Genomic DNA, 14,790 nt, shown 5'->3' with positions numbered 1-14,790 from the left:
GAGGGCCAGGAGGCGTCAGGATGAACAGGTGCTCGGTGCCGGTCGATCGTGGAACCGGTCGACCATGTAGGTCAGTGCCTCGGGCAGTCCGAGGACAAGCGGCGCAGCGTGGTTGATCACGGAGCCAGGCAGGACGCTCGGGAGCGGGTTCTCGGTGAACTGCACCGTCGCGCCGCGACCGCACCAGGCCCCGGCCAGCTGTTCGGCCTGGCCGAAGGGCACCACGTCGTCGTGGTTGCCGGACTGGATCAGCACCGGCCCGGTCGGCGTCCTCGTGCCGATCCGCTGTCGCTCCAGCAGTTCCTTCGCCAACGGCAGCCGGTCGAGCACCACGGAGAGCGATTCGCCGCCGCGGGTGTACTCGTTGGTCTTCTGGAAGGCGAAGCGCGCACCGGTCTCGATGACGCAGTAGTTCCGCGTCTCCGCCAGCATCGCCTTGCCCTTCTCGTTGAGCTCCGCCTCGATGAGCGGCCGGGACTCGGGGTAGGCCTGGGCCAGACCGTTGATCGCGTAGCCGATCGCGCCGGTGAGGAAGGAACCGTCGATCTGCGCCAGGGTCGCGGCGAGGTCCGCGGGGGGCGCCCCGGCGTAGGTGCCCTTCACCTGCAGTTCCGGCGCGTAGTCGGCGGCGAGCTCGGACGCGGCCGCCGCGGCGCCGCCACCCTGCGAGTACCCCCAGAATCCGACCGGGCCTGCCGGGGTGATCGAGGTGCCGGGCAGGTTCTTGGCGGCACGGGCCGCGTCCAGCACCGCGTGCGCCTCGGCCGCGCGGTTGACGTAGGTGTGCATGCCCGGCGTGCCCAGGCCGTCGTAGTCGGTGACGACGACGGCGATCCCCTGCAGCAGCAGCGCGTTGATACCGAGCACCTCGTACTCGGTCATCAGGCCGATCGGTGCCTGGTAGGTCAGGAGCTGGTTCAGCAGCTTGGAGGGGGCGCACTGGTCGCCCTGGCCGTGGGTGCCGACCGCGAGGCTGACCAGGGGCCGGGGTCCGGGGCCCTCCCACTGCCGCTGCGGCTCGAGGTAGGTGCCGGTGACCGCGTTGGCCGCGCCGTTCGCGTCGGTGCTGCGGTACATGATGCGCCGTCCGTCGGCGGGGAACGCTCCGTCTGTTCCCGGCACCCGGAGCGCGAGTTCGGACGGCTCGCTGCGGATCAGGTCGCCGGGTGCGCTCGCCGTCAGATCGGCAGGCGGCGTGTAGAAGTCCGCGGGCGCCGCGGCGGCGGCGGGCGCCGCGATCGCGGCCACGACCACCGACAGGGCGGCCGCCACGACCGCACCCCGCCACCCGATTGCGCGCACACTCTTGTCCACCGTCGACTCCGCCCCGTGTTCGTTGACTCCGAACACGAAGCCGTACGCACGGTAACACATACTTTTCGCGCGACGGTCGGGCCGATTCGGGCTCTCGGACATGCGACCGCGCGGCACCGAAACCAATTGCTGCACAGGTTTGTTCACAATTGCACAGGCACGGCACCGGTCGCCGAGTGTGCAGCTACCGTCCGCCCCTCTCGGCATTTACGCCGACACCTGCACACTCGGCGATGCACAGCGCACAGCCCGCGACCAGGAGCTGATCGCGGGCTGTGTGTTTGTCGTGTGTTGCTGTGCGGGCGCAAATCAGGGCGCCGCGGGTGCCGGCATCCCCGGCAGGGTCGGAAGCGGCCCGACGAAGTTGAAGAACGCCGCCCGCAACGGTTCCCCGCCGACCATGTCCAGCCCGATCACACCGCCGATGAGCGAGCCGATGATCGATCCGGGGAAGCAGCCGGCGAGCACGCCCACCACGCAGCCGACGAGGAGCCCGATGATCCCGCCGACGGTCTGCCCGACGATCCCGCCCATCTGAGCCTTCTGGATCTCCCCCATCAGGCGCTGTTGGTCCGCGGGGTTGTCCCAGGCGACCGGTTGGACGGCAGAGGGAAGCAGTGTCGGCGTCAATGTCAGGCTCCGGCCGCCGTCACCGATCGCGGGCGCGATCGCGTGCGTCTCACCGTTCACCCGGTACGCGAGGGGAATCGTGCCGATGGACGATCCGTCGCCCCGGAGCACGCTGACCCCGGTCCCGTCGCCGGAGACCCGGAACACGCCCGCGTCGAGCAACGTGACGACCGAGTTCCCGCCCGGCGTGAGTCCCGTGGTGTATCCGACGCCCTGATCCCTGCCTTGCATCTGAGCACCGACCAGCGCGGCTGGGTCGGCGTGCGCGGTGACCGCCCCGGCGCCCATCGCGGCCGTCACGAACAGTGCAGTGGCGACAATCTTCCTGAGTTTCATGTCGGCTCCCGGGTTCGGTTGCGATTTCCCCCAGCCGAACAGTAGTCGAGCGCATGTGATCTCGAACACAATTCGATGAACTTGCCCCGGCATGCGATCCGCTCGTGACCTTCGCCCCTGTCAGCAAAAAACACCCCCCACCGGAGAGTGAGGGGTGTTGATGTGACGCTGTGTCCGATTGTGTTGCTGCTGTGGAGCCTAGGAGATTCGAACTCCTGACATCTGCCTTGCAAAGGCAGCGCTCTACCAACTGAGCTAAGGCCCCGTCCGCGCTAGCGGCTGGTGACCTCGTGCCATACATCCTGGCTGCGGCGCTGCGACCGCAGCTTCGTCAACCCGAAGAGAACGGTCACAACGGCTGCCGCGAGAAGCAGTACCTTCATGCTCGAACCCTTCGTCGGCACGGGGAGTGGGCCTAGGAGGACTTGAACCTCCGACCTCTTCCTTATCAGGGAAGCGCTCTAACCGCCTGAGCTATAGGCCCTTAACCTCGGTCCGGGAGACGCATCGAACTTGTCTCCCTGAACCGAGGCATGAGATTACCCCACCGACCGGCCGCGACCAAAACCGGCCCGGCGGGGAACCGAAACCCCTGGTCAGTCGCGGTCGGCGAGGGTCACTTCGACCCCACCGACAAGGTCCGTGCAGAGGTTGTAGATGAACGATCCGATCGTCGCGAGGGCGGTGAAGAGCACCACGTTGATGGCACCGATCAGCGCGGCGTAGCCGAACACCTGTCCCGCGCTGACAAGGCCCTCGTCGCCCGTCTCCGAGACGATGTCGGTGAAGGCGTTGTTCAGGCGATCCCAGACACCCATGCCGTCGAGCACGACGTACAGGAATCCGACGGCGAACATCCACACGAAGAACAGCGCCACCGAGATCACCAGGGACACCTTGAGCGTCGACCAGGGGTCGACCTTGCGTACCTGGATGGTCGCGCGCAACGGGTCGCCCGCGACCGCATCGATCGGCACCGCAACGAGCGCGGGCTGCGCACCCGTCTTGGGGCCCGCGCCTGCTGCCGCCGCGGGGGCGTCGCCGGGCAGCGGATGCTTGACCGCGGACAGGTCCGGCAGGTCCTTCGCCAGATCGGAGCGGTCGATGTGCCGGGTGGGGCCGTCGATCACCGCTGACTTGGCCTTGGCGGCCTCCTTGCGCGCCGTCTTCGCCGCGTCGGCACCCGACGGAGCTCCCGCCGCGGGCTTACCGGCCGCAGGAGCACCGGGACTAGTGCCCTGGCCGCTCGGGGTCGAGACCGGACGCGTGGCGGGTGCGCCCGCCGGAGCACCCGGACGCGTCGCCGGACCACCCGCGGGCGTCGCGGGGCGCGCACCCGAACCGCTCGTGGGCGATGCCGGACGCGTACCCGGTGCACCCGCGGGGGCACCCGGACGCGTTGCGGCGCCGCCGGGGGGCGACGCCGGACGCGTACCCGGCGCGCCGGCCGGAGCACCCGGACGCGTGCCCGCGCCGTTGGCCTGGCCGCCGTTCTGCTGCGGACGCTGGCCGGGCGCCTGGGTCGGAGCCTGGGTCGGCCGGCCACCCTGCGGGGCGGCCGGTGCGGCGCCGCCCTGCGGCGGAGCACCTGCGGGCCGCGATCCCTGCGCGGGCGTCGCCGGTGTCGTGCCGGACGGCGGAGCCTGCGCCGGACGGGACGGTCCGGTCGGCTGCTGCCCCTGCGGCGCCTGCCCCTGCGGGCGCGGCGGTGTCTGGCCCGTGCCCTGTGCGGGCGGGGCCGGACGGTCCTGGCCGGGAGCCGTGGCGGGGGCCTGCTGCGCGGGGGCGGCAGGCTGTCCTGGTGCCGACGTCGCCGCCGCCGGAGCGTCGGTCTTGGCGGGCGCCTGCGCGTCGGGCTTGGCAGGCGCCGGGGTCGAGGGCGCCGGTGACGGAGTCCCGTTCGTCCCCTCCGGCTTACCTGCCTGCGGCTGAGCGCCCGGACCGGCAGGTGACCCCTGCCGGTCGCTGCCGGGCTGGTTGGGAGTGCTCACTAAGACTCCTTCGATCCGTCACTCGCGGCGGTGTCGGACTCATCGGGTTCATCGGCGTTGCGCGCGATCGCGAGCAGGGTGTCACCGTCCCCGAGATTCATCAACCGCACGCCCTTGGTCTGTCGGCCGGCCTTCCGCACCTGCTTGGCCGCGGTGCGGATCACTCCCCCGCCGGAGGTGATGGCGTAGAGCTCGTCGTCGTCGTCGACGATGAGCGCTCCGACCAGGGTGCCACGACGCTTGTCGTACTGAATCGTCAGCACGCCCTTGCCGCCGCGGCCCTGGACCGGGTAGTCCTCCATCGCGGTGCGCTTCGAGTACCCACCCGAGGTCGCGACCAGGAGGTAGGTGCCGTCACGCACGACGTTCAGCGAGAGCAGTTCGTCGTCGCCGTTGAAGCGCATGCCCTGCACGCCGGAGGTGGCGCGGCCCATCGGCCGCAGCGCCTCGTCGGTGGCGGAGAAGCGGATCGACTGACCCTGCGCCGACACCAGCAGCAGATCGTCCTCCGAGGAGGCGAGCACCGCGCCGACCAGCTCGTCCTCGCCGCGCAGGTTCACCGCGACGATGCCGCCGCTGCGGTTGGAATCGAAGTCGGTCAGCTTCGACTTCTTGACCAGGCCGTTGCGGGTGGCGAGCACCAGGTACGGCGCGTCCTCGTAGGTCTTGATCTGGATGATCTGGGCGATCCGCTCGTCCGGCTGGAAGGCCAGCAGGTTCGCGACGTGCTGGCCGCGTGCGGTGCGGCTGGCCTCGGGGAGCTCGTAGGCCTTCGCCCGGTACACCCGGCCCTTCGTGGTGAAGAACAGGATCCAGTCGTGGGTCGAGCTGACGAAGAAGTGCTTGACGATGTCGTCCTGCTTGAGCCCGGCGCCCTGGACGCCCTTGCCGCCGCGCTTCTGCGACCGGTAGAGATCGGTCTTGGTGCGCTTGGCGTACCCGGTCTCGGTGATGGTGACCACCACGTCCTCGCGGGCGATCAGGTCCTCGTCGTTGACGTCGCCGTCGGCCGCGATGATGCGGGTGCGCCGGTCGTCGCCGTACTTGTCGACGATCTCCTTGAGCTCGTCGCGCACGATCGCGCGCTGACGCTCCGGCTTGGCCAGGATGTCCTGGTAGTCCGCGATCTCGCGCTCGATCTCGGCGAGTTCGTCGATGATCTTCTGACGCTCGAGGGCCGCGAGGCGGCGCAGCTGCATCGCGAGGATGGCATCGGCCTGGATGTCGTCGACGGTGAGCAGCTCGATCAGCCCGGCCCTGGCGATGTCGACGGTCTGCGAAGCCCGGATGAGCGCGATGACCTCGTCGAGCGCATCGAGGGCCTTGACCAGGCCGCGCAGGATGTGGGCCCGCTCCTCGGCCTTGCGCAGCAGGTACTTGGTGCGCCGGACGATCACTTCGAGCTGGTGCGTGGTGTACAGACGGATCATCTGATCCAGCCGCAGGGTGCGCGGCACCCCGTCGACGATGGAGAGCATGTTGCAGCCGAAGCTGGTCTGCAGCTGGGTGTGCTTGTAGAGGTTGTTCAGCACCACCTTTGCCACCGCGTCACGCTTGACGGTGACGACGATCCGCATGCCGACGCGGTCCGAGGACTCGTCGTGGATGTCGGAGATGCCTGCGATCTTCGCGTCCCGCACCTGCTCGGCGATCGAGGTGATCAGGTTGTCCGGGTTCACCTGGTAGGGCAGCTCGGTGATCACGATCGTGGTGCGCCCCTTGGCGTCCTCCTCGATCTCCACCACGCCGCGCATCCGGACCGAGCCGCGGCCGGTGTGGTACGCGTCGCTGATGCCCTGGCCGCCGACGATCAGGCCCGCGGTCGGGAAGTCAGGTCCCTTGATCCGCTCCATCACCGCCGCCAGGGTGGCTTCCTCGTCGGCCTCGTAGTTCTCGAGCGCCCAGTAGATGGCCTCCGCGACCTCGCGCAGGTTGTGCGGCGGGATGTTGGTGGCCATGCCGACGGCGATGCCGCCGGAACCATTGATCAACAGGTTGGGGATACGGCTGGGGAGAACCGTCGGCTCTTGCGTCTTGCCGTCGTAGTTCGGCGCGAAATCGACGGTGTCGTGGTCGATTTCGCGGAGCATCTCCATCGCGAGCGGCGTGAGCCTGCACTCGGTGTAACGCATCGCGGCCGCGCCGTCGTTGCCACGGGAGCCGAAGTTGCCCTGGCCGTCGACGAGCGGGTAACGCAGCGACCACGGCTGGGCCATACGGACCAGGGTGTCGTAGATCGAGGTGTCGCCGTGCGGGTGGTAGTTACCCATCGTGTCGGCGACCGGTCGCGCGGATTTCACGTAGCCGCGGTCCGGGCGGTACCCGTTGTCGTACATCGCATAGAGCACGCGGCGGTGCACGGGCTTGAGGCCGTCGCGCACGTCCGGCAGAGCACGGCCCACGATCACGCTCATCGCGTAGTCGATGTAGCTGCTCTGCATCTCTTGCTGAATGTCGACGGGCTCGATGCGGTCGTGCCCCGTCCCCTCAGGCGGCAACGTGGTGTCGGTCATGAGCTCCTCTTCTACTCGGCTTCGCGTCTCCTCGCGGACTGGCCGCCTCGCAGGATGTCGCGCAACCACCCGAGTCTATAGGTGCAGGTCAGCTAGACCCGGCATCACTCGCGGATTGTCGGCAGTTACCACGGCGAACACACCGCGACGGCACTCGAGTCCGCAGGTCGATCGGCCGATCGCCGGGTCACCGAAGTCGGAACCGGCCCCCCGTCGAGGACGGGAGGCCGGGGTTGGCGCCGCGCATCGCGGCACCGAAACTGGCGTGAAGAGTGTTACCCGACCGGCTGACCGAGCCGACGCAGGGCGTACTCGGTGATCGCGACCAATCCGCCCTTGGCCGACTCCCGATCGCGGGCGTCGATGGACATGATCGGCACGTCGGCCGACACCGCGAGAGCCTGCCGGATGTCCTCGAGCGGGTAGCGCGGCGCATCGTCGAACTCGTTGACTGCCACCAGGAACGGCAGCTTGCGGGCCTCGAAGAAATCGACGGCGGCGAAGCTCTCGTCGAGCCTGCGGGTGTCGATCAGCACGATCGCGCCGATGGCGCCGCGGATCAGGTCGTCCCACATGAACCAGAATCGGTGCTGTCCCGGCGTCCCGAACAGGTACAGGACCAGGTCGTCGGCCAGGCTGATGCGGCCGAAGTCCATCGCGACGGTCGTGGTGGCCTTCTGCGGGACCCCGGTGAGGTTGTCGACGCCATCGGAGGCGTTCGTCACCAGCGCCTCGGTCCGGAGCGGCACGATCTCGGAGACGGCCCCGACCAGGGTTGTCTTGCCCACGCCGAATCCACCGGCGATCACGATCTTTGTCGAGGTGACCCGATTCTGCTGGGCGCTAGATTTGGCGAAGTCCACCGAGGACCCTTTCGATGAGTTCCCGACGCTCGCTGTCGCTCGCGTCTTCTTGCAGAGTGGCCAGGATTCGCAGGTGGCCGGCCTCGACGAGGTCCGCCACCAGCACTCGCGCGACCCCGATGGGGACGCCAACCCGGGCGGCGATCTCCGCGAGGGAGGGCGATTGCGCGCACAACACCACGATGGTCGCCTCGATGTCGCCCAGCTCCCAGTTCCGGTTCTCCGGATCGGGCAGAACCTGGATCAGCGCCTCCAGCGCCAGCTCCACCGCGGGTTTCGTGCGCCCTGATGTGAGGGAGTACGGCCGGACCAGGCTGGGCCCGGTCCCCGTCTCTGCGTTGTGCTGCTCGTCCATGGCCACCTCGGAATCAGGTCCCGATACCGGCTCGCGGCGTCGCCTGCACCGAGGCGCCGACGCGATCGACCAGGAGTGCCATCTCGTAACCGACCTGGCCGATGTCGCAACCCGACGAGGTCAGCGTGGCGAGGTGTGAGCCGTCACCGACGCTCATCAGCAGCAGGTACCCGTGCTGCATCTCGACGACGGACTGGAGGACGCCGCCGCCCTCGAACAGCCGGGAGACCCCGGCCGACAGGCTCGCCAGCCCCGACGTGACCGCCGCGAGCTGCTCGGCGCGGTCCAGCGGCAGGTGCGCACTGCCGGCCATGAGCAGGCCGTCCGCCGACACCAGCACCGCGTGCGAGACGCCCGGCACCTCACGCGCGAAGTTCGAAACCAACCAATCGAGCGAGTAGCCGCCCGCGGATCCCTGATCCATGTTGAGCGCGGATCCCTGATCCATGTTCATCTGTCTCCTTAGATGCTGTTGCGTTCGGCATGGCTGGCGGCACGACCGTCGCGGATGCCCTTTTGGTGGCGGCTGAGCTTCTCGCGGATGGCGTCCGGGTCGCGCAGCTTGGCAGTGATCTTGTCAGCCCCGTTGACTCCACCCGGAACCAACTGGTGTCCCGGCTGCCGCTGCGGGAGTCCGGACTCGGTGTGAGCCTCCACGCGAGGGGCGCTGGCGCGCTGTGCGGCGTTCCAGCCCTCGTCCGCGGCCGAGGTCCAGTTCTTGCTCCCCTCCCCCGGCGTCGGCGTCGCCAACCAGTCCGAGACGATGCCGGTCGAGACCATGCCACTGAAGATCGGCGTCGTCTCCTGCGGGTGCAGGATCGGGCGCAACGGCTCGACATTCGCGCGCGGCTGGAAGAACGACGCGGTCTTCTGCGAGTTGACGCGGTAGCGGTGCTGCGTGGTGCCCGCGGGCTCCATCCCCTCCGCCATCGTGGCCGGTGCGGCCGGCGCCGATTCGACGACCGGGGTGGGCGCGGCTGCCGGGGCCGGAGCGCTCACCTCCGGATTGAGCGGGGGCAGACCGGTCGTCGCACCGGGAGTGCGCTGCGGCAGACCGCTCGCGCCGGGGGTGCGCTGCGGCAGACCGGCGGTCGGGGCCAGCGGGCTCGGCTGCGGCGACGGGCTCGGTGCGGATGTAGCGGATGTACTCGGTGCGGACGGGCTGCTCTGAGCCAGATCCTCCTGTGCGGCCGAGGCGCGCTGCGCCAGAACCCCCAGCATCGCCGGGGTACGCCGCGGCAGTCCGTTCGGCTCGGCCGGAGTGCGCTGGGGCAGACCGCTCGGCTCAGCCGGAGTGCGCTGCGGCAGCCCGCTCGGCTCGGCCGGAGTGCGCTGCGGCAGCCCGATCGGACCAGTGGTCAGCGGTCCCGGACCCACGGTGACGGTGACAGGGACGGCAGGTTCCGCAACGGCGGGCTGCTCCCCGGTGACGGGGTAACCGTCGGAATCGACCGCGCTCTGTGGACCCGTCATCCCCATCGACATCGGCGAGACGAGTGCGCTGTGCGGGACGTGCACACTGACCGTCACGCCCTGATTGCGGGCGGTGTCGAAGGTCGGTCGCATCCGCACCGTCAGGCCGTGGTGGTCCGCGAGCCGGCTGGCCACGAACAGACCCATGTGGCGGGCCGTCTCGGGGCTCACCTCGCCACCCGAGGCGAGGCGGTCGTTGATGGCCGCCATCTCCGCCGCGGGGATGCCGATTCCGCGGTCGGTGATCTCGAGCAGGAGCCCGCCGTCGACGGCACGCGCGAAGTTGAAGGTCACCTTGCTGTCCGGCGGGGACGCCCGCAGCGAGTTGTCCAGCAGCTCGGCGAGCAGGTGCACGACGTCGATGGCGACGGTGCCGCTGATCGCGCCCTGCGGCGTGGCCTTCACCTCGACCCGCTGGTAGTCCTCGACCTCGGACATCGCGGCGCGCACGACGTCACCGACCTGAACCGGAGCGGAATGGCCGCGACGGGTCCTGGTGCCCGAGAGGATCAGCAGGTTCTCGCCGTTCCTGCGCATGCGGGCGGCGAGGTGATCGAGCCGGAACAGGCTCTCCAGCCGCTTGGGGTCCTTCTCCTCGAACTCCAGGTTCTCGATCAGTCCGAGCTGCTGGTCGACGAGCGACTTGCTGCGTCGGGCGAGGGTCTCGAACATGTCGCCGATCTGCAGGCGCAGGTGTGCCTGCTCGCCGGCGAGCTTGAGCGCCTGACCGTGCATGTCGTCGACGGCACGCGCGAGCTGTCCGATCTCCTCGTTGGTGTGCACCGGAATCGGTTCGAATTCGGTCACCGCCGTGACGTCGCCGACCTTGATCTGCTCGATCGCCTTCGGAAGGTCCTCGTTCGCCACCTGGAGCGCCCCGCGCCGGAGTCGGCGGATCGGGCGGATCAGCGATCGGGCAACCAACAGGCCGAGCGCGATCGTCGCGAGCAGCGTTGCGAGCACCACGGCGGCGTCGCGCATCGCCGCGGAACGGGTCTCGCTCGCCTTCGCGGCGACCTTGTTGGTGATCGAGCTCGTCGAGTTCTTGATCAGGTTGGTGTAGATCTGCTGGCTGGCGATCATCGAATCGCGCAGCTCGAACAGGGGCGGCTGACCGGAGGGCGCGGCGGACACCATGTCGGTGCGGTCCTTGACCGCCTGACGCAGCGTGGTCAGGGTCGGGTCGTCCTCTGGAAAGTAGCGGGCCAGGACGTCGATGAGGGCCAACTCGGAACCGTTGGCCGAGATCAGCGCGGTATTGGGGGCCTTCGGGTTCTCGACGAGCGCGAGGATCGCCATCGTCTGCCCGAAGAGGCGGCGCTGCGCGGCCCAGGCGTCGACGAGCCGGTTCCCCTCTTTGAGGATCGTGTCGTCACCGATGGGGGAGATGACATCCGAGACGGTCTTGGCCGCGTCGTCCTGGATCGCGACGGTGCGGGCCGCGACCTCCTCGACGCCCATGTTCGCGATCTGCCCACGGAGCGCCTCGGTCTCGTCGATCAACCGTTCCACGTTGGCCACCACGGCGGGGTCCAGGTCGGGGTTCGCCGCAGTCTCGCGCATCGCGGCCATCATCTCGGTGACCTGTTCGGCGTCGGACGGGGATCCCGTGCGCGAAATGGCACCGCCGACGTACAGACCGAATGCGGTGTCCATGGCCAGCAGCGGCGCGACGATGGAGGTCTGGTCCGCCGCCTCGCTGAAGTGGGCGGCGGCGCTGAGCTCTTCCTGTACTCGGAGGGCACCGAGCACCATGGCGACGGTGACCGGGATCGCGACGACCGCGGTGACCTTCCAGCGCAGGCGCCATCCCTCGAGGTTCCACAGCCTGTTCGGCGGCGGCGTCTCAGTGTTCATGTTGCAAACTCACTTTCCTCCCAGGTCCGGCACGACGGCCTGCATTCGTGCCGTACGCCCGATCGCGGAAAGCGAGTTCGCCGGGGTACGAGTCGAGACAGACGCCTAGGCGGTACAGAAGTGTAGATGCCCAAGCGTTACACGTCGACATTTGAATGTTCCCAAGAAGTTATCGTTTCGTTATACAGGTAGTTGAAGCCGAGAAAATTGCGGCGTAACCGGCATCACTGACACCACTGGCACCACAACCAAATCAGCCGGGTCATGCGTTGTGACTCACATCACTATGCATGACCCGGCCGATGGGATGAAATCAGACGTCGAGGAAGCGGACATCCTTCGCATTTCGGGTGATGAAGCTGCGCCGGGCCTCGACGTCCTCGCCCATCAGGACGCTGAACAACTCGTCGGCGGCGGCTGCGTCGTCGAGCGTCACGAGACGGAGCACCCGGACGCTCGGGTCCATCGTGGTCTCCCACAGTTCCTTGGCGTTCATCTCGCCGAGGCCCTTGTAGCGCTGGATGCCGTCGTCCTTGTTGATCTTCTTGCCCGACTGCATGCCGGCCTCGAGCAGGCCGTCGCGCTCACGGTCGGAGTACGCGAATTCCGGCTCGGACCGCTGCCACTTCAGCTTGTACAGCGGCGGCTGCGCGAGGTAGACGTGGCCGTGCTCGATGAGCGGCCGCATGAAGCGGAACAGCAGCGTCATCAGCAGCGTCGAGATGTGCTGGCCGTCGACGTCGGCGTCGGCCATCAGCACGATCTTGTGGTACCGCAGCTTCGCGATGTCGAACTCGTCGTGGATGCCGGTGCCGAACGCCGTGATGATCGACTGGACCTCGTTGTTCTTGAGGACGCGGTCGATACGGGCCTTCTCGACGTTGATGATCTTGCCGCGCAGCGGGAGGATCGCCTGGTACATCGAGTCGCGGCCGGACTTGGCCGAGCCGCCTGCGGAGTCGCCCTCCACGATGTAGATCTCGGACTTGCTCGGGTCATTGGACCGGCAGTCGGCCAGCTTGCCGGGCAGACCGCCGAGGTCGGTCGCACTCTTGCGGCGAACCAGCTCGCGGGCCTTGCGGGCCGCCAACCGGGCCTGCGACGAGGAGACGGCCTTGTTCACGATCGTCTTGGCGTCCGCAGGGTTGGACTCGAGCCAGTGCGAGAGGTGCTCATTGCACGCCTTCTGCACGAACGACTTGACCTCGGTGTTGCCGAGCTTGGTCTTGGTCTGCCCCTCGAACTGCGGCTCGCTGACCTTCACCGAGATGATCGCCGCCAGACCCTCGCGGATGTCGTCGCCGGAGAGCGCCTGGTCCTTCTCCTTGACGAGCTTCTTCTCCTTGGCGTACTTGTTCACCGTCGCGGTCAGCGCGGCGCGGAAACCCTCTTCGTGAGTGCCGCCCTCATGGGTGTTGATGGTGTTGGCGAAGGTGTGCACGGACTCCGAATAGCCGGAGTTCCACTGCATCGCGACCTCGAGCTCGTGCCCTGTGCCCTTCGCGGTGAACCCGACCACCGAGTTGTGGATCGACTGCTTGGTGCGGTTGATGTGCCGCACGTAGTCCTCGAGACCGCCGGGGTAGTGGTAGGTGCGGGTACGCACCGACTGCACCTCGGGCGTCTTGGTCTCGCCCGTCTCGTACTCGACCTCGGCGGCGACCTCCTCGTCGGTGATCCGCTCGTCGGTGAGGGTGATGGTCAGGCCCTTGTTGAGGAAGGCCATCTCCTGGAGCCGTCGGGCGACGGTCTCCGCGCTGTAGGTGGTGGTCTCGAAGATGTCCGGATCCGCCCAGAACCGGGTGGTGGTGCCGGTCCGCGAGGTGGCCTCACCCTGGACCAGCTCGCCTGGCACCGCCATCGAGTAGGTCTGCGACCACTCGTGACCGTCGCGCGCGATGGTGAGCTCGACCTTGGTCGACAGCGCGTTCACCACCGAGATACCGACGCCGTGCAGGCCGCCGGAGACCGCGTACGAGTCGGAGTCGAACTTGCCGCCTGCGTGCAGCTGGGTCATGACGACCTCGACGGTGGGGACACCGGAGGCGTGCATGGCGACCGGGATGCCACGGCCGTCGTCGACGACCTGGATGCCGCCGTCCGCCAGGAGCGTGACCCCGACGGAGGTGGCGTAGCCCGCCATCGCCTCGTCGACCGAGTTGTCGACGACCTCCCAGATCAGGTGGTGCAGGCCCCGCTCACCGGTGGAACCGATGTACATGCCTGGGCGCTTGCGCACCGCCTCGAGCCCCTCGAGAACGGTGATGGAGGAGGCGCCGTAGTCCTGGTTGGGAGTGCTCTTGTCTGATTTCTGGGCAGCCACGGGCGGGTTGCACTCCTTCTCGTCTCCAAGGCGGTCGCGGCCTGTCGAGCGTCGGCCGCGGGGTTCCCGGCCCATCTTACTGTCACGTGCGTGGTCGGGGCCGCCAATGACACCCCTGACGTCCCCGTGGGCGCATTTTCGACCTCTCCGGTAGGTCGGAAGCTGGGTGGCGCGATCAGGAGTTGGCGGCGGTACCGTCCTCGCTGTCCCGGTCGCTGACAGCGTCGATGAACTCCACGCTCAGCCGGGCGAGGTCGGCCGCGTGGGAGATCGGGGACCAGTGACCGGCCGGGATCTCGCGGCGCCGCAGGTCCGGCACCCACCGATCGATGTCCTCGTAGCCGACGGGACGCACCGCGCGGTCGCGCGTGCTCAGGATCAGCTGGACCGGAACGGCGGTGCGCCGCTCCGCCGGGTGTCGCAGCTTGGGCCGGATGTTGGCCCGGTACCGCTTGAGTCCGGTGATCATGTCCGAGCGCAGGGTCGGAGCGGGGTGCACGAGCGCCGGGTCCAGGCCATCGAAGAACCGCAGGAAGGCCGGCCAGATCCGCCACATGCCGAGACGGAACGGCAGCGGTCCGAGCCCCGGCGTCTGGAACAACACCGTGTAGGCCGAGGCGACGGCCTGGGTCAGGCGCTTGTAGACCCCTCGCGGGGTCGGGTTGGTGAACCCGGCACGCAGCCAGGTCCCCAGGTGGTCGAGGTTGGGCCCCGAGACGGAGGTGTACGACGCGATCCGGCGCTCGGCGCCCGGCTCGCACACCGCCTGCCAGCTCTCCACCGATCCCCAGTCATGGGCCAGCAGGTGCACGGGCCGATCGGGGCTGACGGCATCGAGCACCGCGAACAGGTCCTGTGCCAGGAATTCCAGCCGGTAGTCCGCGACCGCGGTCGGCACCGTGGACCGGCCCGAGCCGCGGGTGTCGTAGCTGACCACCCGGAACCGGTCCGTCAGCTGCGGCACCACGTGCTCCCAGAGCTGGTGGGTGTCCGGCCAGCCGTGCACCAGCACAAGCGTCGGTCCGGCCGGATTGCCCTGCTCGAATACCGCCAGCTCGACCGATCCGCTGCGGACGGTGCGGGCAACCGCCGGCCTGATCGGGTGAGAATCGTTGGCACTGTTGGTCATTGGGTA

The 14,790-nt window shown here is 68.5% G+C and carries 11 protein-coding genes and 2 tRNA genes; all 13 read right to left on the bottom strand.

Annotation, left to right across the window (positions count from 1 at the left end):
• Positions 1-15 precede the first annotated feature (15 nt).
• Positions 16-1,302: a lipase family protein gene (locus ABIC28_RS07750; RefSeq protein WP_502944999.1), complete on the bottom strand. Its 1,287-nt coding sequence runs from the start codon at positions 1,300-1,302 to the stop codon at positions 16-18.
• Positions 1,303-1,623: 321 nt separating this feature from the next.
• On the bottom strand, positions 1,624-2,280 hold the full coding sequence (locus tag ABIC28_RS07745) for a DUF8020 domain-containing protein (RefSeq protein WP_209927980.1): 657 nt from the start codon (positions 2,278-2,280) through the stop codon (positions 1,624-1,626).
• 192 nt (positions 2,281-2,472) lie between these two features.
• A tRNA-Ala gene (locus tag ABIC28_RS07740) sits at positions 2,473-2,545 on the bottom strand.
• 7 nt (positions 2,546-2,552) lie between these two features.
• Positions 2,553-2,663, bottom strand: a complete 111-nt coding sequence (locus ABIC28_RS07735) for a DLW-39 family protein (protein WP_209927981.1) — start codon at positions 2,661-2,663, stop codon at positions 2,553-2,555.
• Between the two features lie 27 nt (positions 2,664-2,690).
• Positions 2,691-2,764: transfer RNA gene (locus ABIC28_RS07730), tRNA-Ile, on the bottom strand.
• A gap of 112 nt (positions 2,765-2,876) precedes the next feature.
• Positions 2,877-4,271, bottom strand: a complete 1,395-nt coding sequence (locus ABIC28_RS07725) for a DUF3566 domain-containing protein (protein ID WP_209927983.1) — start codon at positions 4,269-4,271, stop codon at positions 2,877-2,879.
• The gene (gyrA, locus tag ABIC28_RS07720) at positions 4,271-6,784 is read right to left on the bottom strand and encodes a DNA gyrase subunit A (protein ID WP_097210740.1); all 2,514 of its coding nucleotides are present in this window, start codon (positions 6,782-6,784) and stop codon (positions 4,271-4,273) included. The genes ABIC28_RS07725 and gyrA overlap by 1 nt, the downstream gene beginning before the upstream one ends.
• Positions 6,785-7,059: 275 nt before the next feature.
• Entirely contained in the window at positions 7,060-7,647 is a 588-nt protein-coding gene (locus tag ABIC28_RS07715; RefSeq protein ID WP_097210741.1) for a GTP-binding protein, read from the bottom strand.
• Positions 7,628-8,002 (bottom strand): DUF742 domain-containing protein, encoded by a 375-nt coding sequence (locus ABIC28_RS07710; protein WP_077044017.1) that lies wholly within the window; start codon positions 8,000-8,002, stop codon positions 7,628-7,630. The genes ABIC28_RS07715 and ABIC28_RS07710 overlap by 20 nt, the downstream gene beginning before the upstream one ends.
• A gap of 13 nt (positions 8,003-8,015) precedes the next feature.
• The gene (locus tag ABIC28_RS07705) at positions 8,016-8,426 is read right to left on the bottom strand and encodes a roadblock/LC7 domain-containing protein (RefSeq protein WP_077044018.1); all 411 of its coding nucleotides are present in this window, start codon (positions 8,424-8,426) and stop codon (positions 8,016-8,018) included.
• A 38-nt stretch (positions 8,427-8,464) separates the two neighbouring features.
• Positions 8,465-11,332: an ATP-binding protein gene (locus tag ABIC28_RS07700; RefSeq protein ID WP_209927984.1), complete on the bottom strand. Its 2,868-nt coding sequence runs from the start codon at positions 11,330-11,332 to the stop codon at positions 8,465-8,467.
• A 313-nt stretch (positions 11,333-11,645) separates the two neighbouring features.
• Positions 11,646-13,655, bottom strand: coding sequence for a DNA topoisomerase (ATP-hydrolyzing) subunit B (gene gyrB / locus ABIC28_RS07695; RefSeq protein ID WP_097210743.1), 2,010 nt, complete (start codon positions 13,653-13,655; stop codon positions 11,646-11,648).
• 175 nt (positions 13,656-13,830) lie between these two features.
• Positions 13,831-14,784, bottom strand: coding sequence for an alpha/beta fold hydrolase (locus ABIC28_RS07690; RefSeq protein ID WP_209927985.1), 954 nt, complete (start codon positions 14,782-14,784; stop codon positions 13,831-13,833).
• Positions 14,785-14,790 lie beyond the last annotated feature (6 nt).

It is taken from the genome of Rhodococcus sp. PvR044, assembly GCF_040548995.1.
In the GTDB taxonomy this organism is placed as follows: Bacteria; Actinomycetota; Actinomycetes; order Mycobacteriales; family Mycobacteriaceae; genus Rhodococcus_G; species Rhodococcus_G oryzae.
Note: the sequence above shows the minus strand (reverse complement) of the source record. Positions and strands in the feature narration are given on the sequence as shown.

Coding starts and splice junctions, on each gene's coding strand:
- ABIC28_RS07710 (WP_077044017.1), bottom strand. CDS start 8,002: ATGGACGAGCAGCACAACGCAGAGACGGGGACCGGGCCCAGCCTGGTC.
- ABIC28_RS07690 (WP_209927985.1), bottom strand. CDS start 14,784: ATGACCAACAGTGCCAACGATTCTCACCCGATCAGGCCGGCGGTTGCC.
- ABIC28_RS07700 (WP_209927984.1), bottom strand. CDS start 11,332: ATGAACACTGAGACGCCGCCGCCGAACAGGCTGTGGAACCTCGAGGGA.
- ABIC28_RS07735 (WP_209927981.1), bottom strand. CDS start 2,663: ATGAAGGTACTGCTTCTCGCGGCAGCCGTTGTGACCGTTCTCTTCGGG.
- ABIC28_RS07705 (WP_077044018.1), bottom strand. CDS start 8,426: ATGGATCAGGGATCCGCGGGCGGCTACTCGCTCGATTGGTTGGTTTCG.
- ABIC28_RS07745 (WP_209927980.1), bottom strand. CDS start 2,280: ATGAAACTCAGGAAGATTGTCGCCACTGCACTGTTCGTGACGGCCGCG.
- gyrA (WP_097210740.1), bottom strand. CDS start 6,784: ATGACCGACACCACGTTGCCGCCTGAGGGGACGGGGCACGACCGCATC.